The 25,757-nt window shown below is 68.4% G+C and carries 23 protein-coding genes; 10 read left to right on the forward strand and 13 right to left on the reverse strand.

Going from position 1 to position 25,757, the window contains the following annotated elements:
* Positions 1-4: 4 nt before the first annotated feature.
* The 7 genes from AAC979_RS01035 to AAC979_RS01065 all read right to left on the reverse strand — a co-directional run bounded on the left by AAC979_RS01035 (position 5) and on the right by AAC979_RS01065 (position 7,272).
* Positions 5-715, reverse strand: a complete 711-nt coding sequence (locus AAC979_RS01035) for a transcriptional regulator NanR (protein ID WP_371344968.1) — start codon at positions 713-715, stop codon at positions 5-7.
* Between the two features lie 112 nt (positions 716-827).
* Positions 828-2,108, reverse strand: a complete 1,281-nt coding sequence (locus tag AAC979_RS01040) for a TRAP transporter large permease (protein ID WP_371344969.1) — start codon at positions 2,106-2,108, stop codon at positions 828-830.
* A 5-nt stretch (positions 2,109-2,113) separates the two neighbouring features.
* Complete coding sequence (locus AAC979_RS01045; protein WP_371344970.1) at positions 2,114-2,602, reverse strand: TRAP transporter small permease; 489 nt, start codon at positions 2,600-2,602, stop codon at positions 2,114-2,116.
* Positions 2,603-2,696: 94 nt separating this feature from the next.
* Positions 2,697-3,674 carry a TRAP transporter substrate-binding protein gene (locus AAC979_RS01050; RefSeq protein WP_371344971.1) on the reverse strand — a complete coding sequence of 326 codons (978 nt, stop codon included), beginning with the start codon at positions 3,672-3,674 and terminating at the stop codon, positions 2,697-2,699.
* A gap of 88 nt (positions 3,675-3,762) precedes the next feature.
* Positions 3,763-4,614 carry a phosphogluconate dehydrogenase C-terminal domain-containing protein gene (locus AAC979_RS01055; RefSeq protein WP_371344972.1) on the reverse strand — a complete coding sequence of 284 codons (852 nt, stop codon included), beginning with the start codon at positions 4,612-4,614 and terminating at the stop codon, positions 3,763-3,765.
* Positions 4,615-4,633: 19 nt separating this feature from the next.
* Complete coding sequence (locus tag AAC979_RS01060; protein WP_371344973.1) at positions 4,634-6,016, reverse strand: four-carbon acid sugar kinase family protein; 1,383 nt, start codon at positions 6,014-6,016, stop codon at positions 4,634-4,636.
* Complete coding sequence (locus AAC979_RS01065) at positions 6,013-7,272, reverse strand: ribulose-bisphosphate carboxylase large subunit family protein (RefSeq protein ID WP_371344974.1); 1,260 nt, start codon at positions 7,270-7,272, stop codon at positions 6,013-6,015. The genes AAC979_RS01060 and AAC979_RS01065 overlap by 4 nt, the downstream gene beginning before the upstream one ends.
* A gap of 266 nt (positions 7,273-7,538) precedes the next feature.
* On the opposite strand from AAC979_RS01065, the gene AAC979_RS01070 reads away from it, so the two are divergent.
* The 10 genes from AAC979_RS01070 to AAC979_RS01115 all read left to right on the forward strand — a co-directional run bounded on the left by AAC979_RS01070 (position 7,539) and on the right by AAC979_RS01115 (position 19,654).
* On the forward strand, positions 7,539-9,428 hold the full coding sequence (locus tag AAC979_RS01070) for a proline racemase family protein (RefSeq protein ID WP_371344975.1): 1,890 nt from the start codon (positions 7,539-7,541) through the stop codon (positions 9,426-9,428).
* Positions 9,429-9,469: 41 nt separating this feature from the next.
* On the forward strand, positions 9,470-10,345 hold the full coding sequence (locus AAC979_RS01075; RefSeq protein WP_371344976.1) for a transporter substrate-binding domain-containing protein: 876 nt from the start codon (positions 9,470-9,472) through the stop codon (positions 10,343-10,345).
* Positions 10,346-10,430: 85 nt separating this feature from the next.
* A complete protein-coding gene (locus AAC979_RS01080) occupies positions 10,431-11,078 on the forward strand; it encodes an amino acid ABC transporter permease (RefSeq protein ID WP_371344977.1) in 648 nt (215 codons plus the stop codon).
* Positions 11,079-11,092: 14 nt separating this feature from the next.
* Entirely contained in the window at positions 11,093-11,914 is an 822-nt protein-coding gene (locus tag AAC979_RS01085; protein WP_371344978.1) for an amino acid ABC transporter ATP-binding protein, read from the forward strand.
* 107 nt (positions 11,915-12,021) lie between these two features.
* The gene (gene dapA / locus AAC979_RS01090) at positions 12,022-12,930 is read left to right on the forward strand and encodes a 4-hydroxy-tetrahydrodipicolinate synthase (RefSeq protein ID WP_244378377.1); all 909 of its coding nucleotides are present in this window, start codon (positions 12,022-12,024) and stop codon (positions 12,928-12,930) included.
* Positions 12,931-12,942: 12 nt separating this feature from the next.
* Positions 12,943-13,950 carry a proline racemase family protein gene (locus tag AAC979_RS01095; RefSeq protein ID WP_371344979.1) on the forward strand — a complete coding sequence of 336 codons (1,008 nt, stop codon included), beginning with the start codon at positions 12,943-12,945 and terminating at the stop codon, positions 13,948-13,950.
* A 23-nt stretch (positions 13,951-13,973) separates the two neighbouring features.
* Positions 13,974-15,449, forward strand: a complete 1,476-nt coding sequence (locus tag AAC979_RS01100) for an aldehyde dehydrogenase (RefSeq protein WP_371344980.1) — start codon at positions 13,974-13,976, stop codon at positions 15,447-15,449.
* 4 nt (positions 15,450-15,453) lie between these two features.
* Positions 15,454-17,151 (forward strand): GMC family oxidoreductase, encoded by a 1,698-nt coding sequence (locus AAC979_RS01105; RefSeq protein ID WP_371344981.1) that lies wholly within the window; start codon positions 15,454-15,456, stop codon positions 17,149-17,151.
* A gap of 14 nt (positions 17,152-17,165) precedes the next feature.
* Complete coding sequence (locus AAC979_RS01110) at positions 17,166-18,161, forward strand: proline racemase family protein (protein WP_371344982.1); 996 nt, start codon at positions 17,166-17,168, stop codon at positions 18,159-18,161.
* A 38-nt stretch (positions 18,162-18,199) separates the two neighbouring features.
* Positions 18,200-19,654, forward strand: coding sequence for an NAD-dependent succinate-semialdehyde dehydrogenase (locus tag AAC979_RS01115; protein WP_371344983.1), 1,455 nt, complete (start codon positions 18,200-18,202; stop codon positions 19,652-19,654).
* Positions 19,655-19,769: 115 nt separating this feature from the next.
* Here AAC979_RS01115 and AAC979_RS01120 read toward each other — a convergent pair whose 3' ends face one another.
* From AAC979_RS01120 to AAC979_RS01145, 6 genes are all read right to left on the reverse strand, one after another.
* Positions 19,770-20,459: a YoaK family protein gene (locus tag AAC979_RS01120; RefSeq protein WP_371344984.1), complete on the reverse strand. Its 690-nt coding sequence runs from the start codon at positions 20,457-20,459 to the stop codon at positions 19,770-19,772.
* A gap of 87 nt (positions 20,460-20,546) precedes the next feature.
* Positions 20,547-21,650 (reverse strand): ABC transporter ATP-binding protein, encoded by a 1,104-nt coding sequence (locus tag AAC979_RS01125; protein ID WP_371344985.1) that lies wholly within the window; start codon positions 21,648-21,650, stop codon positions 20,547-20,549.
* 28 nt (positions 21,651-21,678) lie between these two features.
* A complete protein-coding gene (locus AAC979_RS01130) occupies positions 21,679-22,479 on the reverse strand; it encodes an ABC transporter permease (RefSeq protein WP_371344986.1) in 801 nt (266 codons plus the stop codon).
* An 11-nt stretch (positions 22,480-22,490) separates the two neighbouring features.
* Complete coding sequence (locus AAC979_RS01135) at positions 22,491-23,348, reverse strand: ABC transporter permease (RefSeq protein WP_371344987.1); 858 nt, start codon at positions 23,346-23,348, stop codon at positions 22,491-22,493.
* A gap of 291 nt (positions 23,349-23,639) precedes the next feature.
* Positions 23,640-24,668 (reverse strand): PotD/PotF family extracellular solute-binding protein, encoded by a 1,029-nt coding sequence (locus AAC979_RS01140; RefSeq protein ID WP_371344988.1) that lies wholly within the window; start codon positions 24,666-24,668, stop codon positions 23,640-23,642.
* Positions 24,669-24,796: 128 nt separating this feature from the next.
* Positions 24,797-25,732, reverse strand: coding sequence for a 2-hydroxyacid dehydrogenase (locus tag AAC979_RS01145; protein ID WP_371344989.1), 936 nt, complete (start codon positions 25,730-25,732; stop codon positions 24,797-24,799).
* Positions 25,733-25,757: the final 25 nt, after the last annotated feature.

Consider the following 25,757-nt stretch of genomic DNA (forward strand, 5'->3'; position numbering starts at 1 on the left):
GCCGTCAGCCCGGACGGGCGAAGAGGGCGCTGGAACGGTCGAGATGCTTGACCATCAGCGCCTCCGCCCCATCCGCGTCATGGCGGGCGATGTGGTCGATGATCGCCTCGTGCTCGACCAGCGTCACATTCTCGCGCCCCGACCAGGTCAGCATCTCCGTGTAGTACTGGCGCAGCCAGGACAGCATGGCCTCGCTCACCGCCTCGAAGATCGGGTTGCCGGAAATCGCCGCGATCTGGGTGTGGAAGCGCATGTCATAGGCGATGAACTGCTTGGGCTCGCTCACCGCCTTGGCCTGCTGGTCGAGAATGCCGCGCAAGGCGGCGATGTCCGCCGCCTCGGCGCGCTGGGCGGCTTCGCGCGCCATGCCGCGCTCGAAGAAGCGGCGGGCCTGCTTGAGATGCTCCAGGCTGTCCGGCGAGGCGGAAAGCAGGATCTGCGCGGTGAGGTCCACCTGCTGGAACAGCGAGCGTGCGGAAAGCTGCTGCACCCGCGCCCGCTCGCCATGGGTGATGGCGATCAGGCCGATATTGGCCAGCGCCTGCATCGCCTCGCGGATGGCGGGCCGGCCGACGCCGAAACGTTCCATCAGGTCGCGCTCGGAGGGCAGGGCGTCGCCCGGCCCCAGTTCGCCGGACGTGATGAGCGCCTTCAGGCGGTCGAACACCTCATGAGACAGCTTTCGTCGCACTATGGTGTCGGAAACATCGGCCATTCACACGCTCCTGCCCTCGGACCCATCCCGGCGGGTCGGCATGTTCAGCATACCAGTGGCGTCCGCAGCCGGCCAGCCTGGGGTGCAGCGGCGGCGACCTTGGTGCATCGTCTCAATGCATCCCCTTGGCGCTGTAGGGCAGCCAGGTGGCGATGCCCGGCACGGCAATGATCAGCAGCACCACGGCGACCAGCGCCAGGATGAAGGGCGCCGCCGCACGGCTGCCGCGCAGCAGGTCGGTCTTGGCGATGCCGCAGGTGACGAACAGGCAGGCGCCCACCGGCGGGGTGATCAGCCCGATGGCGAGGCCGATCACCGTCACCACGCCGAACTGCACCGGGTCGATGTCGAGCCGCTTCACCAGCGGCCACAGCACCGGCACCAGGATGATGATGTTGGCGGCGAGGTCCAGCAGCATGCCGGCGAGGAGATAGACGCACAGGATCAGCAGCAGCACGAGCTGCGGGTTGTTGGTCAGCTCCAGGATGAACTGCGCGGCCGCCTGCGGAATCTGCTCGCGGGTGACGATCAGCCCATAGACCGAGGCGGCGGCGATCATCAGCATGACGATGCCGGTCGTGACGGCGCTGTCGAGGATGATGCCGGGCAGGTCGCGCCAGGCGATGCTGCGATAGACATAGCGCCCGACCACCACGCCATAGAGCACCGCGACCACCGACGCCTCGGTCGGGGTGGCGATGCCGTAGCGGATCGAGCCGATGATGACGACCGGCATCAACAGGCCCCAGACGCTGGCGCGGGTGGCGCGGGCGATGCTGCCCAGCGTCGGGCGGGGGCCGCGTTGGTAGCCCTGCCGCACCGCGATCAGCCACGCCGTGACCATCAGCGCGACCGTCATCAGAATGCCGGGGATGATGCCGGCGATGAACAGGTCGCTCACCGAGACGCCGGTGACGACGGCGAACACGATCATCGGGATGGACGGCGGAATGACCACGGAAATGGTCGAGGCGCTCGCCGTCACCGCGGCGGTGAACGGCGCGCCATAGCCCTTCTTCAGCATGGGGGGAATGAGCGCCCCGCCGGTGGAGGAGGCTTCCGCCACCGCCGAGCCGGTCATGCCGCCCATCAGCATGCCGGCGCCGATATTGGCGTGTGCCAGCCCGCCGCGCATCCAGCCGACCACGGCATCGGCGAAGTCGATGATGTCGCGAGCGATGCCGCTGCGGGCCATCAGGTGCCCGGCGAGCAGGAAGAACGGCACCGCCAGCAGCACGAAGCTGTCCATGGCGGCGGTCATTTTCTGCACCACCAGCGCCAGCGGCAGGCCGCCATAGAGCAGCGCCATCACCGAGGCCACGGCGAGGGCGAAGGACACCGGCATGTTGAGGATCAGCAGGACGGCGAAGGCAATGAAGAGGACCGTGGCCATGGATGTTACTCCTGCGAAGCCGCCGGCGAGGGCGGACGGGCGCCATAGATCCAGCCGATCAGGATGTCGCCGATGATGAGGACGCACATGGCCGCGTAGCCGGCATAGACCGTGCTCATCGGCACATCGAGCACGGCGGAGGGCTGGTTGCTGGTGAGGCGGAGGAAGCCGATGCAGGCGGCGAGCGTCGCGCCGCAATAGAGCAGCACGATCAGCTCCACCAGCCTCCCGCAGGCCCGCTCCAGCCCGGGCAGGCGCAGATAGGTCACCGCGTCGAGCGCGATATGCGCCCGCTTGCTCCAGGCGAACCACGCCGCGAGATAGCCGACCCAGACGAAAAGGAAGCGCGCCAGTTCCTCCGACCAGGTCAGCGGGTCGTTGAAGACGTAGCGCCAGATCACCTGGCCGAGGCAGACAATCACCATGGCGCTCAGCAGCGCGCACAGCAGGGCGCGCGCCAGCCATTCGACGCCGGTCCAGAACTTCAGCAGCATGTCACACCTTGATTGCCGCAGCGGCGGGCGCGCGCGGAAGGCGCAGGGGGCACAAGCGGTGCGCCCGTCCTTCGGGCGCGCCGCCGGCGCGGGCTCAGTTCGCCGCCGCCTTTATCTTGGCGACCACGGCCGGATCAATGTTCTTGAACGCCGAGGCGGTGTTGGCGGTGGCTTCCTGGAACGGGGTGATGTCGACTTCTTCGACGATCATGCCCTTGTCGGTCAGCTTCTTGAGCTGCTCGGCCTCCAGCCGGGCCGAGGTCTGGCGCTGGAAGCTCGTCGCTTCGACCAGGGCGTCCTTCAGGATGGTCTGCTGCGCCGGGGTGAGGCCGTCCCACACCTGCTGGCTGAACAGCACCAGATGCGGGCCATAGACGTGCCGCGTCAGCGTCATGTACTTCTGCACCTCCCACAGTGAATTGCTGTAGACGATGGTGACCGGGTTCTCCTGCGCGTCGATCACGCCCTGGCTGAGGCTGGTGAACACCTCGCCCCACACCATCGGGATCGGCGAGGCGCCCAGTTCCTTGAACGCGGCGATGTGCACCGGGTTCTGCATGGTGCGCAGCTTCATGCCCTTGAGGTCGGCGGGCGACTTCACTTCCTTCTTGCTGGTCAGGCTGCGCCAGCCATTTTCCCACCAGGCGAGGCCGACAATGCCGCGGCTCTGGAACTGCGCCAGCAGATCCTGGCCGATCTCGCCGTCCAGCACCTTGTAGGCATGCGCCGAATTCTTGAACAGGAAGGGCAGGTCCACCGTGCCGAGCGCGGGCACGAAGGCGACCAGCGGGCCGGTGGAGACCACCGCCATGTCGACCGTGCCGAGCTGCAGCCCCTCGACCATTTCGCGCTCCTCGCCGAGCTGGCGGTCGGGATAGATTTCGATCTTGAGGTCGCCCTTGCTCTTCTCGGCGACGATTTCGGCGAATTTCTCAAGCGCGATATGGGTGGGATGCGCGGTCTGCGTCCCGTGGCCGGCCTTGATGACGGTGGTGGCGAAGGCTGGCGTGGCCAAGGGCGCGGCAGCGAGGCTGAGCGCGGCGGCGGCCGCGAGGGCGATAATCCGGTTCATGGCGTTCCTGTCCCTGTTGGATTTGATGCGTCCGGGGCCGTCGAGGGCCCCGGACGAGCCGGGCGGTCGCGCCCGGCGGGGCGCCGCTTCAGGCGGCCTTGGGCGGGTTGCAGATTTCCTCGACCGAGCGCTGCACGGCCTTGGGGTCGAAAATGCGCTCCAGCCAGCCCTCGCGGAAAATCTGCGGCCGGGCCTGGTCGATGGCATAGAGCGCGCCGTCGGAGAACTTGCCTTCGGGGAAAATCTCGAAGGCGATGGCGAGCTCGATGGTCAGATGGCCGAGCAGGAAGTCGGTCGCCGCCTGACGCGGCACGCCGCGGCGCACGGCCTCATCCGTCGCCTCGCGCAGGGCGAGGCAGAGCGTGGCGCCGATGGTCTCCGCCAGCGCCGGCTCCATGATGGCGATCTGCTCCACCGTGCAGCGATGCGCGCGCATGACAGGCTTGTAGATGGTGCGGGCGATCTGCTCGCACTGGGCATAGTGCTCGTCCGGTCCCTGCATCAGCGCGCAGACAATGTGCTGCTTGGCGTGCACGCCGCCGAAGAAGTCGTTCTTCGCCGCTTCCGTCACCTCGTCATTGAAGATCGGCGGGTGGCAGGGATGGGTGACGAAATAGGTGACATCCTCGCGCTTGGGCAGTTCGCCCGCATGCGGGGCGGCGGCGTCGAGCATGATGATGGCGGTGCCGGGCTTCACCTTCTCGATGAAGGTGTGCGCGATCTTGCCGATCAGCCGGTCCGGCACAGCCATGAGCACGGCATCGGCATCGGCGAGCGCGTTGTCGCCGTCGACGCAGTCGAGCCCGGTCTTCTCCTTCAGCCGGGTCCGGCCGGCCTCGGTCGGCTCGACATGCATCACCTCATAGGGCGAGCCCTGGAGATTGGTGGCGAGCCGGACGCCCATCTTTCCGCCGGCGCCGAGCAGGGCGATCTTTTTCATCGGAATTCTCTCCCTTGGGTCAATGGTTGGCGCCGCCTTTGGCAGCGCTGAAGAAGTCCGGCCGGCCCATCTGGCCGCCCTTGAACGTGATTTCGAGCCCGTCATGAGGCCCTTCCGCATAGGCGCGGCAGAGCGGTGAGCCCGGCGCGAGCGGCGCCAGCGCGGTCACGGCATAGATGCCGAGCGCCATGCCGGCATGGCCCGACGTGTCGCCGCCGGAAATCACGGCGCGCGTCAGCCCGGCCCGCTCGACCACCGCATCCAGCACCCGCCCGAGCCCGTCGCCGATGCGGGCGTTGACTTGCGCCGGGGCGGCGCCTGCCGCGTCGATCGCGTGGCCGAGCGCCGGCACCGCCGGGTCATCCGGGCCGCTGGCGGTGAAGATGAGCGGGTCGCGGCCGGCCTCCAGCGCGGTGAGCGCCGCCGCCGTGCCGCGCGCGATTTCGGCTTTCCAGGCGCCCGCATCCACCGCGTGCGTCGCGTCGAGCCTTATGCCCTCGAAGCCGTTCTCCAATGCGTGGCCGATCTGCACCGCCGTGATCGGGGAACACGAACCGGAGACGACGGCGATGCGCGCGGCCCGCGCCGGCGGTGCCGTCGGCGCTTCCGCTGCCAGAAGCCCGGCGCGGCGCCAATAGGCGACCAGCGCATATTCCAGCCCCTGCGAGCCGAGGGCGAACAGCCGCTCGCCGCGCTGTTCCCACACCAGCCGCCCGGCCTGCGCCAGCGTCTCGTCGTCGAGCACGTCGAGCGCGAGGATGCGAGCGCCGGCCGCGCGCTCGGCGGCGAGTTGCGCCTCGGCCCTTCCGGTCTTCATGGCGACGAAATCGACGAGGCCGACCGGCATCTCCGTCTGCCGCGCGAGGTGAAGGCGCACATCCGCCTCGTTCATTGGCGTCACCGGGTGGCGCGCCATGACAGGGTGGCGGTCGAGCCGGTAGCCGCTGCCGTCAATCGCGGCGAAGAGGTTGCCGAAGGCCTGGTAGCGGGCGATGGCCGGGGCGCCGACAATGAGCGGGTGCCAGTCGCCGCCGAGAATGCGCTCGCCGATTTCCGCCGCGCGGCCGATGGAGCCGATCTCGGGCGAGGAATCGAAGGTCGAGCACACCTTGTAATGGCTGATCGGCGCGTTCAGCGCGGCCAGTTGCTCGAAGATCGGCGGCAGCGCCTCATCCATCCATTCCGGCGGCTGCGAGCGGGCGATGCCGGCAACGCCGATGGCCCGCATCCCCTCGAAGCGGGCGAGCCGCGCCGGCGTCGGCGGTTCGAGGAACAGCACGGTCGGCAGGCCGGCGAAGCTCAGCACCTCCATCACCGCCGACGAGCCGGTGTAGTCGTCGCCATAGAAGGCGACGAGCGGGCCGTCCGGCAGCGCAGGGGAGGTGGCGGGCGCCGGGCTCATGCCGCATAGGTCTCCAGCGCGCGGGCGAGCGCGGTGTGGTCGCGGGCGTAGTCGGGCAGCGGCACGCCGGTCATCGCCGCTTCCCACGCCTCGCGCAGCGAGGCGACGCCCGCCGCCGGGCCGTCCGGATGGGCCATGATGCCGCCGCCGGCGGCGAAGATCAGGTCGGCGGAGCCCAGCGCGGCATAGGTGCCCGGCGCCTGCTTGGCCGACTGGCCGGAGGAGAACACCGGCATGGCGATGCAGGGCTTGTCGTCGAACAGGGGGGTGAGGCACTCGCGGGCGGAGGCGATGACGCTGTCGTCAGCCTCGGAGAACTTGTTGGCGAGGCCGTTCACATGCATGTGGTCGGCACCGGCCAGCCGCCAGATCTTCTGCCAGGCGACATAGGACCAGCCGAGCATCGGCGCGCGCGAGAGATAGCCCCAGCCATTGCGGTGGGCGTGCAGCGGCAGCTCGGTGAAGCGGCCGAGTTCGATCATGCCGACAAGGCCGACCGAGTTGAGGCTGGCCATGACGCAGGTGCCGCCGAGTTCCTGCACGAGATCGTGGCGGCGGCGCATCTGGTCGATTTCGCCAGTCAGGTTGAAGGCGAACATCACCTTCTTGCCGGTGCGGTCGGCATGGTCGTTGATGACGCGCATCACCGCGCGCACCCGGTCCTCGAAGCGGCAATGCGGGCCGTCGGACTGCAATTCGTCGTCCTTGATGAAGTCGATGCCCGCTTCCGCCAGCAGCTTCACAAGGTCCGCCGTCTCGGTCGGCCCGAAGCCGACGCTCGGCTTGACGATGGTGCCGATGATCGGCCGCCCCTCGACCCCGGCGAGACGGCGCGTGCCGGCGATGCCGAATTTCGGCCCGCCATAGGCCTGTGCGAAATCCTGCGGCAGGCGGATGTCGAGAAGGCGCAGGCCGGAGAACTGCTTCAGTTCGAACAGATTGCCGGCCACGGTCGCCAGCAGGTTCGGCAGTGAGGGGCCGAGATTGTCCATCGGCCAGGAAAGGGTGACGCGCGCCCGCTGGATCACCCCGCCCGCGGGATGGCCGGCGCCGGGCAGGGAGGGGGCCTCCGCGGTGCCCACGAGTTCCAGCGCCTCGATCCGGGCGGCGGAACGCTCCTTCAGCTCCGGCGTCTCGCCGGGAATGGCGACGAAGGTACCGCTGGACTGTTCGCCCGCCATCGCCTCGGCGGCGCGGCGGGGATCATAGGCGGTCTCGATCAGATAGTCGGCTTCGATCCGGTGGGGCGCGGGCATGCGGCTGTCCTGGCTCGGCACGCAAGGCCGCTCCGCCGCGCATATGCGCGCCGCCCAGCCTGTCGTGCGTTTCCTCTATGGTGAGTCTCTGCTCACTCATATCTTGAGATAGTCATTATACCAGTTGCAGAGGGCGCACAAGCGGTGCGCCGGCCGCTGCGGCAGCGTTCGGTGGTAAATGCGCCCGCCGCGTCGATTGACTCGTTCAATAAATCCGCATACCGTCTGCGCATGTTCGGTGTTTCTACAAACGGTATGTAGACCGCATGACCCAGCCGGCCGCCCGCTTCCCCTTCTCCATCGGCCATGTCGCCAAGGTGACCGGCATTGCGGTGTCGACCCTGCGCTCCTGGGAGAATCAGGGCCTGCTGACCCCCAGCAAGTCGGCCGGCGGGCATCGTTCCTATGGCGAGGCGGAGATCGAGCGGGTGCGCCGCATCGACCGCATGCGCCGCGTCGACGGCCAGAGCCTTTCCGCCATCCGCCGGCTGCTCGACAGCGAGGAGGAGGCCGCTCCCGCACCGGAAGGCGAGGCGGCGCCGGTCGCCTTCAACCATCTCGGCGCCCGCGTGCGTGGCCTGCGCCAGGAAGCGGGCATGTCGCTGCGCGAATTGTCCGAGCGCACCGACATCGCCACCTCGCATCTCTCCATGTTCGAGCGCGGCGTCGCCTTCCTGTCGCCAGCGCGGCTCAACGCCATCGCCGAAGTGTTCGGCCGCACGCTGGCGGAACTGCTCGGCGGCACCAAGGGGCGCGATTTTCCCGTGGTGCGCCGGGGGCAGGGGCGCATCGTCGGCTCCTTCGGCCCCGGCGTCACCATCGAGCAGCTCACCGTCTCGCAGCGGCTGATGGATGCGGAGGTGTGGACCATCGACCCCGAGCGCGAGAGCGACGGCTTCTACGCCCATGAGGGCGAGGAACTGATCTATGTGCTGGAAGGCTCGCTCGAACTCGCGCTCGCCGACCGCGACGCCGAGGTGCTGAACCCCGGCGACGGCGCCTATTTCAACAGCCGCATCGCCCATCGCTGGCGCAACACCGGGCCGGTGCCGGCCAAGGTGCTGTGGATCAACACCGACAGCGACCGCCTCTCCTCCATGAGCTTCGAGCGCAGCGACCGCCGGCTCGGCCTCGGCGCCGGCATTGGCGAGGGCATTGGCGAGGGTGCGCTCAGCCTGGAGCTGCCCTCGGGCGCGCGCACCTTCCGCGTCATCGAAACCCACACCGAGGGCCATCCGACCCATATTCTGATCGAGCCGCTGGAAGGGCTGGACGCCGACAGCGTCGCCGGCAAGGCGCGGCAGTTCGCGGAGCGCTATGACAGCCTGCGCCCGATGCTGCTGCACGAGCCGCGCGGCCATTCCGGCGCCTTCGGTCTGGTGCCGGTGGCCTCCAGCGCGGCGGATTTCGGCGCCTTCTTCATCTCCTCCTATGGCTATCCCGGCCTGTGCGGCCACGCCATCATGGGCTACACCGCCGCGCTGCGGGCGCTCGGCCGCCTCACCCGCCACACGCGCTTCACCATCGAGGTACCGAACGGCATCCTCAGCGTCGAGGTGGGTGTGGACGGCGACGCCGACGCCATCGCCCTCGACATGCCGCCCGCCCTCATCGCGGAGGCGGGCCGGCGCGTGGCGATCGACGGGCTGGACCTCGATGTCGCCATCGCCATGTGCGGCGACTGCACCGCGCTCGTCGACGCGCAGGCCGCCGGGCTGACGCTGGAGGCGAGCCATATCGACCGGCTGCTCGCCCTGGGTGACAGCCTGCGCCGCCATCTCAACGAGGCGCTGCCGCGCCGGCGCGGGGCGCAGCCCAGCGTCGATTCCGTGCTGTTTCACGGCACGGACGAGGCCGGCGCGGTGCGCCAGTTCCTCGCCATTGATCGGCAGAAATTCGACCGCTCCCCCGGCGTCGCCGGCCTTGCCTGCCTCCTCGCCTTGCGCGCCGCCACCGGCGCCGCGCAGCCGGGGACGCGGCTCGACGCGGTCAGCCTGTTCGGCGGGCGCCTGTCCGGCGAACTCATCACCCTGACCCACGGCGCCGGCGGTGCCGTGGCCGCCACGACCCGGATCACGGGACGCGCGCATCTGAAAGCCGTGGCGACGCTCATCCAGGAGATGGGCGATCCGCTCGGCAGCGGCTTCCTGCGATAGGCCTCGCCTCAACACCAAACCAGAGAACTAGGGAACCGACGATGACCACCGCCTCGTCCCTCCGGCCGTCTCCGGCCGCCGGCTCGCTTTTCCGCTCTTTCGTCCTCATGTTCGTCGGCGCCGTCGTGCTGGCGTTCTCGACCTTCCAGTCCGCCTTCGCCGCCGATCCGAACCTCGTGCTCGACCGCATCCGCAAGAGCGGCGAGCTGCGCGTGCCGGTCATGATCGGCGAGGAGCCGGGCTATATCCGCGACCGCAACACCGGCGCGTGGAGCGGCTTCTACATGGACTGGGCGAACGACATCGCCACCCTGCTCAACGTCAAGGTCGTGCCGGTTGAAACCACCTGGGGCAACCTCGCCGCCGACTTCCAGGCCAACAAGATCGACATCGCCTTCGGCCTGAACCCGAACCCCAAGCGCGGCCTGGTGGTGGACTATCTCAGCGTGCCGCTGTTCACCGATGCCTGGGCCATCGTCACCAAGCCGGGCTTCGCCAAGAAGACCTGGGCCGAGCTGAACGACCCGTCGGTGCGCATCGTCGTGCAGAAGGGCGGCACGATGCAGGTCGTCGCCGAGGCGCTGACGCCGAAGGCCAACATCATCGTGGTGGAAGACCGCCCGCTCGGCATCATGGAGCTTCAGGCCAACCGCGCCGATGCCATGATCCTCGCCGTGTTCGACGCCATCGACGTGTCCAAGGCGATCAACGGCCAGATCGTGCTGCCGAGCCCGATGCTGCTCAACCCCGCGACCATCGGCATGCGCCGCGAGGAAGGCAATGAGGGCTACGAGAACTGGCTCACCAACTGGGTGAACCAGCAGCGCGCCCTCGGCCTGGCCCAGGGCAAGCTGCGAAAGGCCTTCGAGGCGCGCGGCATCGACCTCTCGGTGCTGCCGCCCGAGTTCAACTTCTGACGTCGTCCCCCTCGTCGACGTTACCTACGGTGCCGGCGCCTGCCGCCGGCACCGGCCTTTCCCTCCCCCGCAAGGTCGCTGCGCCGTGTTCGACTGGTCCGTCATCACCCAAAACGCCCATCTGTTCGCCTGGGGACTGGTCGTCACCCTCGAATACACGGTGATCACCTGCGTCCTCGGCCTGATCGTCGGGCTGCTGATCGCGCTGGTGCAGCTCTCGCCGCTCAAGGCGCTGCGCATCATCGGCATGCTGTTCGTCGAGTTCTTCCGCAACGTGCCGCTGCTGGTGTGGCTGCTGTGGAGCTATTACGCGCTGCCGATCTTCGCCGGCATCAATATTTCCAAGCAGGCGGCGGGCATTCTCGCCCTCAGCCTCTATGGCGGGGCGTACTATGCCGAAATCCTGCGCGCCGGCATCCAGGCACTCGACCATGGGCAGGCGGACGCGGCCAAGGCGCTGGGCATGCGCTCCTGGCAGGCGATGCGCCGCATCATCCTGCCGCAGGCGTTGCGCCAGATGATCCCGCCGCTTGCCGGCCAGACCATCATCCAGATGAAGAACACCACGCTGCTCTCGGTGCTCACCGTGCCGGACCTGCTCTACCAGGCAAGCTACGTCTCCTCCTTCACCTACCGGCCGATGGAGGTCTACACCGTCGTCGGCCTCATCTTCCTCGCCGTTCTCATTCCCTCCAACTATCTCGCGCGCCGGCTCGAGATGCGCCGTCACTGAGAGGGGGCCCCGCCATGACCCGTCTTCCCGCCGACGCCCCCGCGCTGGTCGAGGTGAGCCAGCTCCGCAAGCGCTACGGCTCGCATGAGGTGCTCAAGGGCATCGACCTCACCGTCTATCCCGGCGAGGTGGTGGCGCTGCTCGGCTCGTCCGGCTCGGGCAAGACCACGCTGCTGCGCTGCGTCAACCTGCTGGAACAGCCCGCCTCCGGCCGCATCACCGTCGACGGCTCGACCATTTTCGACCGGGCGCCGGACGGGCACGACAATGCCCGCATCAGCGGCCGCGAAGTCGCCGCCATGCGCAGCCGCGTCGGCATGGTGTTCCAGCAGTTCAACCTGTTCCCGCACATGAACGTGCTGGCCAATGTGATGGAAGGCCCGCGCACCGTGCTGGGCGAGGCGGACGCCACCAACCGCGCCCGCGCCATGGACCTGCTCGCCAAGGTCGGCATGGCCGAGTTCGCCGACCGCATGCCCGGCCGGCTGTCGGGCGGGCAGAAGCAGCGCGTGTCCATCGCCCGCGCGCTCAATATGCGCCCCTCGCTGATGCTGTTCGACGAGCCGACCTCCGCGCTCGACCCGGAGCTGGTCGGCGAGGTGCTCAACACCATGATCACGCTGGCCCGCGAGGGGATGACGATGCTGGTCGTCACCCATGAGCTGGGCTTCGCGCTGGAGGTCGCCACCCGCGTCGTGTTCCTTGATCAGGGCGCGATCTGCGCCGAGGGCACGCCGCAGGAGGTGCTGCTGCATCCCACCATTGAGCGCGTGCGCGCCTTCGTCAACCGTTTCCACGCCACCGCCGAGCTGATGCGCCCGCTGCTTCAGACCTGACGCGCCGCCCGGCGCCTTCCACACCTCGAACGTCTTCCGCGCGGGGCCGCGTGCCACGCCACGCCCCCGCTCTGTCCCGACACAGCCTTCCTGAAACGAGACCGCACATGAGCAAGACCAACTGGCAGGGCATTCACAGTGTCCTCGTCACCCCCTTCCTGCCCGAGGGGCCGATCGACTTCCCGCGCTTCGAGGCGCTGGCCGAGGCCAATATCGCCAATGGCGCCGACGGCCTCATCGTCTGCGGCTCGACCGGCGAGTTCTACGCCATGAGCGTCGCCGAGCGGGTGAAGCTGTTCGAAGCGACGGTGAAGGTCGCCGCCGGCCGCGTGCCGGTGCTGGCGGGAGTCTCCGACCTCCACACCGATGTGGTGCTGGAACTGACAAAGGCGGCCGAGACCACGGGCTGCGACGGTATCCTTGCCCTGCCGCCGATCTACGCGAAGCCCGATCTGCGCGAGGCCGAGCATTTCTACCGCCGCATCTGCGCCGCCTCCGGCCTGCCGGTCATGCTCTACAACAGCCCGGTCCGCATCGGCGTCAACATCACCCCCGATCTGGTGGCGCGCCTCGCGGAGATTCCGAATGTCGTCGCCATCAAGGATTCCTCCGGCGACATCCAGCAGGTCGCCGAGCTGTGCCAGAAGGTGAAGGGCGAGCTGGCGGTGTTCGTCGGCTATGAGACGATGATCCGCTCCTCCCTGCCGCTCGGCGTGGTCGGCGTCGTCGCCATGGCGCACCAGCTCTCCGGCCGCCTCGTGCGCGCCTATTTCGACGCCTGCGCCGCGGGCGACGCCGCCACGGCGGACCGGCTGGAGCCGGCCTTGTTCGCCATCTATCGCTGCTTCAAGAGCGGCAGCTTCTATGCCGGCATCAAGGCGGCGATGAACGCGCTCGGCCAGCCCGTGGGCATTCCGCGCGAGCCGCTGCTGCCCTTCACCGACGCGCAGCAGGCTTCCGTGGCGAAGATCCTCGCCGAGGCCGACGTCGCCGCCCTCATCAACACGCTCGCCTGAACGGACATTCCCATGCGCTCGACCCGCATCATCCAGGGCATCGATTCCCACACCGCCGGCTGCCCGCTGCGCCTCATCACCTCCGGCTTCGGGCCGATCCGCGGCGCCACCATGGTGGAAAAGCGCGCCGATCTGATGAGCCGCGACTGGCTGCGCCAGCTCGTGCTGTTCGAGCCGCGCGGCTCGTTCAACATGCCGGCCGCCGTGCTCACCGAAGCCTGTTCGCCCAACGCCGATATCGGCATGCTCATTCTTGAGCCGGATACCTATCCGCCGATGTGCGGCCACTGCGCCATGGCGGTCGCCACTATCGCGGTCGAAGCCGGCTACATAACTGCGCAGGAAGGCGAGACGCTGGTGCGGCTCGACACGCCGGCCGGCGTCGTCCCGGCGCGGGTGAAGGTGGAGAATGGCCGCGCCGTTTCCGTCACGCTGGAAATGCCGCTGAGCTTCCTCCACCAGCGCGACGTGATGGTGGAGACCAGGAGCTTCGGCAAGGTCCGCGCCGACATCGCCTTCGGCGGCGATTTCTACCTCATCGTCAAGGGCGCCGACCTCGGCCTCGACCTGACCACCGACAATGCCTGGGCGCTGGTGAGCGCGGCGGCGGAGCTGCGCGCCGGGCTGAAGGACATTCCGGTCCAGCACCCGACGCTGGCCCATGTCAACGAGATCTACCAGATCGAGATCGTTGGCGAGGGTGACGGCGTGCGCTTCGACGGCAAGAACGTCGTCGTCTGCCCGCCGACCGTGATCGACCGTTCCCCCTGCGGCACCGGCACCGCCTCGCGCATGGCCATGCTGCACGGCAAGGGCGAGCTGAAGGTGGGCGACAGCTTCCGCCATGCCGGCATCCTCGACACCGTGTTCACCGGCGAGATCCATGGCGAGGCCACCGTCGGCGACCTGCCGGCGATCCGCTGCACCGTCACCGGCTCGGCCTATCTCACCGGCAGCTTCAACTTCTTCCTCGATCCCAACGACCCGTTCCAGCAGGGCTTCCGCCTCACGGGCGTCTGAGCAAGCGGGTGCAGGAGAGGCTCATGTCCCACGATTTCGACCCGAACGGCGTCACCGCCATCACCGATCACCTGATCGACGGGCGGCGCCTCGCCGGCGACGGCGCGGAAATCGCGCTCATCCGCCCGTCCGACGGCGCGGCGATCGGCACGATCCGCGCGGCGGACGAGGCGCTGGTGGACGCAGCGATGCGCAGCGCCGCCAAGGCCCGCACCGCGTCCGGCTGGGCCACCGCCACGGCGCTGGAGCGGGCGCGGGTGCTGAAGGCATGGGCCGACCTCATCGACGCGCGGCGCACCGAGCTCGGGCGGCTGGAAGCGGCGACGACGACCCGGCCGGTGGCCGACGTCCTCACCCGCGACCTCGTCCGCGCGGCGGGCGCCGTGCGCTATTTCGCCGAATGGGCCGACAAGATCGAGGGCTCGCTGATCGCCGGAGCGAACAGCGGCACCACCTTCCTCAAGCCGGAGCCCTATGGCGTCGTCGCCTCCATCGCCCCGTTCAACTTCCCCGCCATCAACGCCATCTGGAAGTCGGCGCCGGCGCTGGTGACCGGCAATGCGGTGGTGCTGAAGCCTTCCGAGCTGACGCCCTCCTCGGCTGTCATGATCGCCGAACTCGCCATCGAGGCGGGTCTGCCCGCCGGCCTGTTCAATGTGGTGCAGGGCGCCGGCGCCACCGGCTCGGCGCTGGTGTGCCACCCGCTCACGGGCAAGATCACCTTCACCGGCTCCTCCGCCACCGGCGCGCGGGTGATGGCGGATGCGGCGATGACCGGCACCAAGCCGCTCACGCTGGAACTCGGCGGCAAGACGCCCCAGCTCGTCATGGACGACGCGCACGACCTCGACGCGCTCGCCGCCACCATCGCCGGCGGTTTCCTCGCCAATGCCGGCCAGGTCTGCACCGCCGGCACGCGGCTGATCGCGCCGCGCCGGCTGCTGGACGAACTCACCGACAAGATCATCGGCCTCGCGCAGGCGCGCGTCGCCGGCCCCACCTGGGACACGCGCGCGAGCCTGCCGCCAATCATCAGCGAGAAGCAGGCGGCGCGCATCGACCGCATGCTGGCGGAGACGGTGGCCGACGGCGCCACCGTGCTCACCGGCGGCCGGCGCTGCGCGAACATGAACGCCGGCGCCTATGTCGAGCCGACCGTGCTTTCGGGCGTGCCCGATACGTCGGTCGGCTTCCGCGAGGAATTCTTCGGCCCGGTGCTCTCCGTCTACGCCTATGACGACGAGGACGAGGCGCTGGCGATGGCCAACCATCCCAGCTACGCGCTCGCCGCCAGCCTCTACACCACAAGCGCCGCCAAGGCGCTGGCGCTGCCCGCCCGCCTCAGCGCCGGCACGGTCTGGGTCAACGGCCATGGCCGCCAGCCCGATTTCGCCACCCCGCAGGGCGGCTTCGCCGGCTCCGGCTTCGGCAAGGAAATGGGGCGCGCGGGGCTCGAAGGCTTCCTGCGCTTCAAGACCGTCTGGCTCAACCACGGCTGAAAAAATGTCCGAACACGCATATGACTACATCGTCGTCGGCGGCGGCGCGGCGGGTGCCGTGCTGGCCAGCCGGCTGTCGGAAGCCTCGAACCTCAAGGTGGCGCTGATCGAGGCCGGGCGCGACACGCCGCCCGGCCTTGAGCCGGCCGACACGCTCGACGCCTATCCGATCGTCGCCTATTTCAACCGGCTCTATCACTGGCAGAACCTGTCCATCCACCTCAACGACCCCAAGCCCGGCGCGGCGGGGCGGCGCTATGAGCAGGCGCGGGTGATGGGCGGGGGCACCTCGATCAATGGCCAGTTCGCCTTTCGCGGCGTGCCCTGGGACTATGAGCACTGGCGCGAGGACGGCGCCGAGGGCTGGGGCTGGGACGATGTGCTGCCCTATTTCCGCAAGCTCGAAACCGACCTCGATTATGGCGACAGCCAGCTCCATGGCAGCCACGGCCCGCTGCCGCTGCGCCGCATCCCGGAACAGGACTGGTCGCCCTTCGCCAAAACCGTGGCGAAGGTGCTCGACAAGAAGGGCGTGCCCAATATCCGGGACCATAACGGCGTCTTCGACGACGGCTATTTCCCGATGACCATCAACAATGTGGAGGGAAAGCGCGTTTCCACCGCCCGCGCCTATCTCACCCGCGAGGTGCGCGCCCGGCCGAACCTCACCATTCTCGCCGAAACCGAGATGACGGAGCTGCTGTTCGAGGGAAGCCGCGTCACCGGGCTGAAGGCGCAGGGGCCGCAGGGGCCGGTGACCCTCACCGCGCGCGAGGTGATCCTCTCCACCGGCGCGCTGCAGACCCCGGCGCATCTGATGCGCGCCGGCATCGGCCCGGCGGCGCATCTCAAAGAGTTCGGCCTCAATGTGCGGGCGGACCGGCCGGGCGTCGGTCAGAACCTGCAGGACCACCCGATGGTGGCCTTCGCCGCCTATCTGCCGAAATCCGCGCGCCTGCCGGCCAGCCAGCGCCGCCACATCCAGCTCGGCTATCGCTACTCGTCCGGCCTGCCGGACACCACGCCGGGCGACATGTTCGTGCTGCCGTCCAACCGCGCCGCCTGGCACCCGCTGGGCCGGCGGCTGGCCTCCATCCTCGTCTGCGTCAACCGGCCCTATTCCACCGGCGAGGTGCGGCTGCAGGGACGCGACGCCGCGACCGCGCCCTTCGTCAATTTCCGCCAGCTTTCCGATGAGCGCGACCTCGCGCGGCTGGAGGACGGCATGCACCGGCTGTGGGGCATCGTCACCGATCCGGCGATGAACGGCGTGATCGAGAGCATCTTCCCCGCCACCTTCTCCGAGCGCGTGCGCAAGCTCGGGGCGGTCAGCCGCACCAACTGGTTCATGACGCTGATGGCCGCCGGCATCATGGGCACCGGCCCGCTGGCGCGCAAACTGATGATCGAGAACATCATCACCCCCGGCCTCAAGGCAGGCGAGATGATGGCCGACCGCGAGGGGCTGCGCGCCTGGATCCGCGAGAATGCCTGCGGAAGCTGGCACGCTTCCGGCACCTGCCGCATCGGCCGCCCGGACGATCCGCGCGCCGTGGTCGACAGCGCCGCGCGGGTGATCGGCGTCGAGGGGCTGCGCGTGGTCGATGCCTCGATCATGCCGGCGGTCATCAGCGCCAACACCATGCTGACGACGATCATGGCCGGCGAGAAGATCGCCGACACCATCAAGTCCGGCCGCTAGCAAAGGGCCCCGCCATGACGATGAGGCGCTGGATTTCCACCATCGACAGCCACACGGCGGGGCACCCCACCCGCGTCGTCACCGGTGGCGTGCCCCCGCTCAAGGGCGACACGGTGGAGGCGCGGGCGGAGGATTTCCGCGCCCGCTTCGATCCGCTGCGCACCTTCCTGCTGCATGAACCGCGCGGCCATGCGGCGATGGTGGGCGTTGTCATGACGGAAAGCACGCGGGCGGATTTCGGCGCCTTCTTCCTCGGCAGCTACAAATATCTGGAGATGTGCGGCCATGCGACGATCGGGCTCGCGGTCACGCTCGACCATATGGGGCTGATCGGCCCTGCGGACGCGCCGCACTCCTCCTTCACGCTGGAAGTGCCGGCCGGCATCATCACCGTGCATGTGAAGCGCGAGCAGGGGATGGTTGCCGCCGTCACCTTCGAGAATGTCCCGGCCCATGTCGCCGCCTGCAATGTGCTTGTCACCGCCGCCGGCGTGAATGTCAGTGCCGATGTGGTGTGGGGCGGCAATTGGTACGGCCTCATCGCCGCCCGCGCCGCCGGGGTGGAACTGGCGCCGTCCGGCGTGTCGCATGCCATGGCGGTTGGCGCGGCGCTGAAGGCGGCGCTCAACGCCAAGATCACCGCCGGCGCGGTGCCCGGCGCCTCGCGCCCGGTCGATTCCATCCTGTTCTACGAGACCGAGGCGGACGACGAGGGGCTGGTGAGCCGCCAGCTCGTGGTGCTGGAATCCAACAAGTTCGACCGCTCGCCCTGCGGCACCGGCTCTTCCGCCCGGCTGGCGCAGATGGTGGCGCGCGGCGAACTGCGCCTCGACCAGCCGATCCGCACCCGCAACATCCTTGGCGTCGATTTCACCGCCACCGCGCGGGCGGTCGACGGCCAACCGGGAGCCATCGCGCCGCATATTGTCGGCCTCGCCCACATCACCGGCGAGCACCGTTTCGTGCTGGCGGCGGGCGATCCTCTGCCCGACGGCTTCCTCTGCCGCTGACGCCGACACGCATTTCTTTTCAGGCACCGGAGACCCCCATGACCGACCTTTCCACCTATGATGAAACCATTGAGCTGCTGATCGACGGCACCTGGTGCCAGGGCTCCGAGGGCAAGAGCGAGGCGCTGGAAAACCCGGCGACGGGCGAGGTGCTCGCCACCGTGCCGCACGCCTCCGACGCCGATCTCGCCCGCGCGCTCGACGCCGCCCAGCGCGGCTTCAAGGTCTGGAAGGCGATGACCGCGCAGGCGCGCTACACGCTGATGATGAAGGCCGCCGACCTCATCGAGGCGCGCAAGGAGCGCATCGGCCGCCTCCTGACGCTGGAGAACGGCAAGCCGCTCGGCGAAGCCGTGCCGGAGGTGCAGTTCGCCGCCGATGCCACCCGCTGGTACGCGGAAGAAGGCAAGCGCGCCTATGGCCGCATCGTGCCCGCCCGCATGGCCAATGTCCGCCAGATGGTGCTGAAGGAGCCGGTCGGCCCGGTGGTGGCCTTCGCCGCCTGGAACTTTCCGTCCTCCAACGTCATCCGCAAGATCGCCGGCGCGCTCGGCGCGGGCTGCTCGATCATCATCAAGCCGGCGGAAGAGACGCCCGGCACGGCGGTCGCCATCGCCCGCTGCTTCCAGGAGGCCGGCCTGCCGGCGGGCGTGCTGAATATGGTGTTCGGCGCGCCGGCCCATGTCAGCCGCGTGCTGCTGGCCTCGCCGATCCCGAAGGCGGTGACGCTCACCGGCTCCACCGCCGTGGGCAAGGAACTCGCCCGGCTCTCCGCCGATACGCTCAAGCGCTGCACCATGGAGCTGGGTGGTCATGCGCCCGTCATCGTCCATGGCGATGCCGATCTGGAGCTGGCCGCCCGCACGCTGGTGGCGTTCAAGTTCCGCAATGCCGGCCAGGTCTGCACCTCGCCGACCCGCTTCTTCATCCATGAATCGCTGTACCAGCCCTTCGTCGCCCGCTTCGTCGAACTGGCCTCGGCGCTGAAGGTCGGCAACGGCCTCGACGCTGGCACCAATATGGGCCCGATGATCGCCCGCCGCCGGCTGGCCGTGATGGAGGAACTGGTGAACGACGCCGTCGCCAAGGGCGCGAGCCTGAAGCTGGGCGGCACGCGCGTCGGCAATCAGGGCCACTTCTTCGCCCCGACCGTGCTCGCCGACGTGCCGGCCGATGCGGCGATCATGTCGAACGAGCCCTTCGGCCCCATCGCCCCTCTCACCTCTTTCGCGGGCTTCGACGAGGTGATCGAGCGCGCCAATGCGCTGCCCTATGGCCTCGCCTCCTTCGTCTTCACCCGTTCCGGCGCGCTGGCGGCGCGCACGGAAGAAGCGCTCGATGCCGGCCTTGTCGGCGTCAACCACATGGCGGTGTCGACGCCGGAAACGCCCTTCGGCGGTGTCAACGAATCCGGCTATGGCTCGGAAAGCGGCATCGAGGGGCTCGACGCCTTCCTGCGCACCAAGTTCGTCACCGAGCTGGCGGCGCTCTGAGCGGTGGGCGGGCGGATCGCGCACGCTCCGCCCGCCCCGCGCCGGGAGCCATTCCCGCAAAAGCGCCGAGCGGTTTGCGACAGGAATTGCGTATAATCAGAGAGTTAGAGCATTTCTAGCCCTTGCCCCCGGCGGGCGCCGCCGGGGGCGGCAGCATATAGATTTCCATAACCGCCACCAGCGGCGGCAGCAGGAAGCACCACATTCCCGCCAGCAGATACAGCACCGCCGCTATGGTGCAGCCGGCGGCGAAGCTGGCGAGGAAGACGCCGAAGCGGCGCAGCCGCGTGCGCACCTGCCCGTGATCGGCGCCGGGATGCGGCTTCCAGACATGAGTCACGTCGAGCAAGAGCTGGGTGATGGTGCCGGTCATCACGGTGGAGGGCGGCGCATCGGTAAGGTGGGTGCGGTGCAGCGCGTTCTGCAGCGCCATGGCGCTCACCAGCGTCATGCCCATCATGATGGCATTGGGCGTATCGGCCGCCAGCGGCGCGCCGAGCTGGATCGCCACCAGCGCCGCATGGGCGAGCAGGATCAGCTTCGCCGCCATCAGGATGCGGAAATCGTCATAGCCCCGCGTCACCAGCGCCCGGCTCAGCAGCCGCGCGGCGATGACGACGAGGCAGAACACCGGGATCGCGATGATTTTCGAGATCGAGGGCATCCGCCCTTCCGCGATGGCGGCGGCGAAGGTGACGAGATTGCCGGTCACATGCGCGGCGAACAGCCCGTGCAGGGCGACGAAGCCGGCTGTGTCGATGAAGCCGGCATTGAAGCAGAGCAGGCCGGGCAGAACATATTTCATGGACGACTCCCGCCGGTAGAAGCAGGCCCGGCGGGTCAATCCATATCTCCGGCACGCGGCGGCGGCGAGAGGGGAGGGGCGCGGTGCTCAGTGCGCCGCCAGCAGCACCGCCTCGCCGAGATCGAGCACCAGCGCGACCGGCGCGCCGACCGGGTGCGCGCCGACAATATCGGCGCCGGTCACCCGGGTCTCGACCAGGCCGAGCCCCGCCACCTCCACCCGGGTGATGGTGTGCGAGCCCTGATAGATATGCGCCGCCACCACGCCCTGCACGATATTGGCGCCCTCTTCGCCCGGCCGCGCCGGGCGCACATGTTCCGGGCGCAGAAAGGCGCGCACCTCGGCCCCATGGCCGAAGCCCCAATGCGGCTGCGCCGGCGCGGTGAGCCGCCCCGCGCCGGGCAGCACCAGCGCCGCCTCCGCCCCAGCGCGCTCATAGCGCGCCACCGGCAGGGCGTTGATCTCGCCGATGAAGGAGGCGACGAAGCCATTGGCCGGCGTGCGGTAGAGCTCGATCGGCGTCGCCACCTGCTGCACCTCGCCCCGGTTCATCACCACGATGCGGTCGGACAGGCTCAGCGCCTCGCCCTGGTCATGGGTGACGAAAATGGTGGTGAGCCCGGTCTTGCGGTGCAGTTCCGACAATTCGACCTGCATCTGCGCCCGCAGATTCTTGTCGAGCGCGGAGAGCGGTTCGTCGAGCAGCAGCACCTTGGGGCGGATGACGGTGGCGCGGGCGAGCGCGACGCGCTGGCGCTGGCCGCCGGAAAGCTGGCTTACCCGCCGCTCCTCGAAGCCTTCCAGCTTCATCATCGCGATGGCGCGGCGCACCTCGTTCGCGATCTCCGCCTTGGGCAGTTTGCGCATGCGCAGGCCGAAGGCGATGTTGTCGAACACGTTCATATGCGGAAACAGCGCATAGGACTGGAACACCATGCCGATGTCGCGCCGGTAGGGTTCCACCTCGGTGATGTCGACGCCGTCGACCACGATCTTGCCGGCGGTGGGGGTAAGGAAACCGGCGATCATGCCGAGCAGGGTCGACTTGCCGCAGCCGGAGGGGCCGAGCAGGGTCAGGAACTCGCCCTGGCCGATGGTCAGCGACACATCGGCGACGCCGACGGCGCTGCCGAATTCCTTGCGGACACGGACCAGCTCGACGGCGGCGGGGGCGGGGCTTGGGGCGGTCATGGGCGTCGGCTCTCCGGCAGGCAGTCAGTTAGTGCGTGTCGATCGCCAGCACCCGGCGCAGGCCGAAGGCGCGGTCGGCGATGAACATGATGAGGGTGGTGGCGATGATCAGCAGCGCCGAAATCGCCGAAACGGTCGGGTCGGCATATTCGCGGATGTAATTATACATGGCGACCGGCAGCGTCTGGGTCCGGCTGCCCGTGACATAGAGCGAGGCGGTGAACTCGGTCAGCGACAGCACGGCGGCGATCAGCCAGCCGCCCGCCATGCCCGGCAGCACCAGCGGCAACTCGATGCGGGTGAGCACATGAAAGGGCGAGGCGCCGAGATTCGCGGCGGCGCGGGAGAGATCGGGGTCGATGGCGGCGAGGCTGACATAGACCGCGCGCGTCACGAACGGCATCACCAGCACCATATGCGCCAGCACGATCATGCTGTAGCCCTGCTGCACCCCCAGCGCCCCGCCCAGCAGCAGGAAGCCGAAGCCCAGGGTGAAATGCGGGATGATCAACGGCGACCACAGCACCGCCTCCAGCACCCCGCGCCCGCGAAATTCATAGCGGTGGACCAGCCAGGCAAAGGCCGAGCCGACGACCAGCGCTAGCGTCGAGGCGAGCGAGGTGACGATCAGCCCGTTCTTGAAGGCGCGCTGGAAGTCCGGATAGGTCAGCGCCTTCTCGTACCACTGGAACGAGACGCCCTCGGGCGGAAAGGCGAGGATCTCGGTCGGGTTCACCGAGGTCATCAGCACGACCAGCGTCGGCAGCGTCATATAGGTGAGGATGGCGACGACGAGGCTCCAGAAGCCGAATGAGCGCAGGGATTTCATGTGCATCCTCCTCAGCGCACCGCCAGCCGCTTTTCCAGCCGGCCGGTCAGGGATTTCATCAGCACCAGGCTGCCGAGCGCGGCGATCAGCGCGATCACGCTCAGCGTCGCGGCGAAGGGCAGGTTCAGCACCGAGAAGCCCTGGAGATAGACGAGGTTGGAGATCATCAGCACCTTGCCGCCGCCGATGAGCTGCGGGGTGGAAAAGGCGCTCATCGTCCAGGCGAACACCACGACGATGCCGGAGAGAATGCCCGGCAGAGTGAGCGGCAGGGTGATGCGCCAGAACACCGCGCCGGGGCTGGCGCCGAGATTGGCGGCGGCCTTCTCGCAGTCGCGGTCGACATGGCTGATCGCGGTGGCGAGCAGGATGATCATGACCGGCATGGAGAACTGAACCAGCGCCACCACCACGCCGAGCCGCGTATACATGATCTGCAGCGGCATCTCGATCAGCGAGAGCTTGCGCAGCATGGAGTTGATGAAGCCGTCCGAGCCGAGCATCAGCATCCAGGAGAAGGTGCGCACGATCTCGCCGGTGAACAGCGGGGTGATGGAGAGCGAGACCAGCAGCGAGCGCACCCAGTCGCGCTTGGCCCGTACCAGCGCATAGGCGACGGGGTAACTCAGCAGCAGCGAGAAGATCGCGGTCAGCAGGCTGATATAGAAGGTGTCGAGCAGCACCCACCAGTAGATCGGCCGGTTGATGCGGGTGAAATTGTCCAGCGTCAGCCCGCCGACATTGAGCGAGCCGGGCACGAATTCGCGCACGCTGTACTGCAGCACCTCGAACAGCGCCGCCGCGAGGATCACCGCCGTCAGCACGGCGGGGGCGAGGAAGGTGAGGAAGAAGGGCCGGCGCTGGATCATGACTTTCTGCCGTCATCCCGGACGACGCGAAGCGTCGATCCGGGATCGTGGGAAATGAGAACGGGAACCTCAAAAGACGCAGGCCCGGCCCGCCCTACCAGATGGCGTCATCCCGGACGGCCGCAGGCCGATCCGGGATCGCAGCGGCGTCCGGGCGCGCCCGGCTTTGAGGGCGATCCCGGCTCTTCGGCTACGCCTGCGGCCGGGATGACGCTGTGGGGGCATCGCCCGCGAAGGCCGTCCATGACCGGGCCAAGCCCGGCCATGACGGCGTTCGGGCCGCGCCTGCCGTCAGTGCATCATGTTCTCGGTGAACCACGCCTTCCACTGCGGCAGCAGGGTGGCATAGGTCTTGTCCTCAAGCACGATGGTGCCCTTCTCGATCGCCTCCTGGCTGGTGAAGATGCCCGGCAGCTTGGCGATCTCCGGGTCGAGCTTGGCCTCCGCCGTCAGCGGCGAGCATTTGTGGAAGTTGCAGAGCTGCGCCAGCATCGCCGGCTCCAGCGCGATGTTGAGGAACTGCAGCGCCAGCTCCTTCTTCTTCGAGCCGGCATTGATGCCCCACACATCGGTGCCGGCCACCGCGCCCTCCTTCGGCACGTCGATCTCCACCGGCATGCCGAGCTTTTCCAGATGGTAGCCATTGATGTTGAGCAGCACCTGCACCGGGGTCTCGCCGGTGCGCATCAGGTTCTGGCTGGTGGCGTCCGACTGGTAGAACGCCTTGATGTTCTTCTTCAGCTCCAGGAGCTTCGGCTTCACCTTGTCCCATTCTTCCGGCTTCACGCCGGCGAGGCGGGTGGCGGCGATGATGATGTGGCTGGGGTCGAAATCCGGCAGGCCGAGCTTGCCCTCCAGCGCCGGGCTCCACAAATCTTCCCAGCTTGTGATCTTGAAGCCCTTCGGCATCAGGTCGGTGCGGAAGGCGGGGGTGTAGACATAGACATAGTCCGCCACCGTGTAGTCCGAGCGCTTGGCCATCGGGTAGAGCTTGGCGGCGTTCGGGATCTTGGACCAGTCGAGCTTTTCCATCAGCCCGTCGGAATAATAGAGATAGCCGACATGGGCGGTGGTGTTGACGAGGTCGGATTCCGGGTTGTCGCGCGCCACCTTCGCCTTGGCGAGGCGGTCCAGCGTGCCGCCGGTGATGTACTCGACCTCGACGCCGGTGCGCTTGGTGAATTCCTTGCCGATGATCTCGACGCCGGCCTTCCAGTTTCCGCCCCAGGTGCTGACCACCAGCTTTTCCTGGGCCGATGCGGGGAGGGCGGCGCCGGCCATCACGGCCAGGGCGCCGAGTGCAATGCACAGCTTCTTCATGTTCCACCTCTGTGATTGGGGCGGCGGACCGCCCGGATGTTCTGGCCGCGCGCCTTCAGGCGGGCGCGTCTGGCGCAGTCTCTGGAAGTGCGCGCGGAAGACCGCGCGCAGGAATGGGGCGGCGGCGTTCAGTAGCCGCGGCCGGGGTCGACCTCGTGCAGCGGCGGCAGGCCGGCCCGCACGCGGCGAATGCTCTCGGCGACATCGCGCGCCGCCAGGACAGGCACGGTGATGCTGGCGAGATGCGGGGTGATGAGCACATTGTCGAGGCTCCACAGCGGATGGCCCGTGGGCAGCGGCTCGGTCTCGAACACGTCGAGCGTCGCTTCCGCCACCTGCCCCGCGCGCAGCGCCGCGATCAGCGCCGCCTCGTCCACCACCGCCCCGCGCGAGGCATTGATGAACTTCGCCCCTTTCGGCATGAGCGCGAATTCGGCGGCGCCGAGAAGGCCGCGCGAGTCCGGGGTGAGGGGCAGCAGGCTGACGATGATCTCGTTCTCAGCCAGCACATGCTCCAGCCCGTCGCGGCCGGTATGCGAGGCGACGCCTGCAATGTCCTTCGGCGAGCGCGACCAGCCGCTCACCGTAAAGCCCATCTGCGCCAGAAGACGCGCCGCCGGCCCGCCGAGTTCGCCGAGGCCGAGCACCGCGACCTTGATCTCGGAAAGCGCGCGCGGGTGCACATACTCCCATTCGCCGCGCCTTTTGGCCCGCTCGAACACCGGAATGTCGCGGGCATAGCGGGTGACGGCGAAGACGACATAGCTCGTCATCATCGCCACCATGCCGGGGTCGGACAGGCGCGAGAATTTCACCGGCACCAGATCGTCGCGGCGCACCAGCGCGTCGACGCCGGCGCCGAGATTGGTCACCAGTTCGAGCCGGGGAAAGCGCGCGAAGAAATTCGCCGGCGGCTGCCAGACGAGGGCGTAGCGCACCTCGCTCGCCTCGCCGACATCGGGATCGACGCGAAAGTCGAGATCCGGCAGTTCGGCGGTCAGCGCCGCGCGCCACGCGGCGGCATCGTCCACCGCGCTGTAGAATACCAGTGCATCGCGGCTCATGTCCGCGCCTGACGCAACGTCGCGA

The organism is Ancylobacter sp. IITR112 (assembly GCF_041415945.1).
GTDB lineage: Bacteria > Pseudomonadota > Alphaproteobacteria > Rhizobiales > Xanthobacteraceae > Ancylobacter.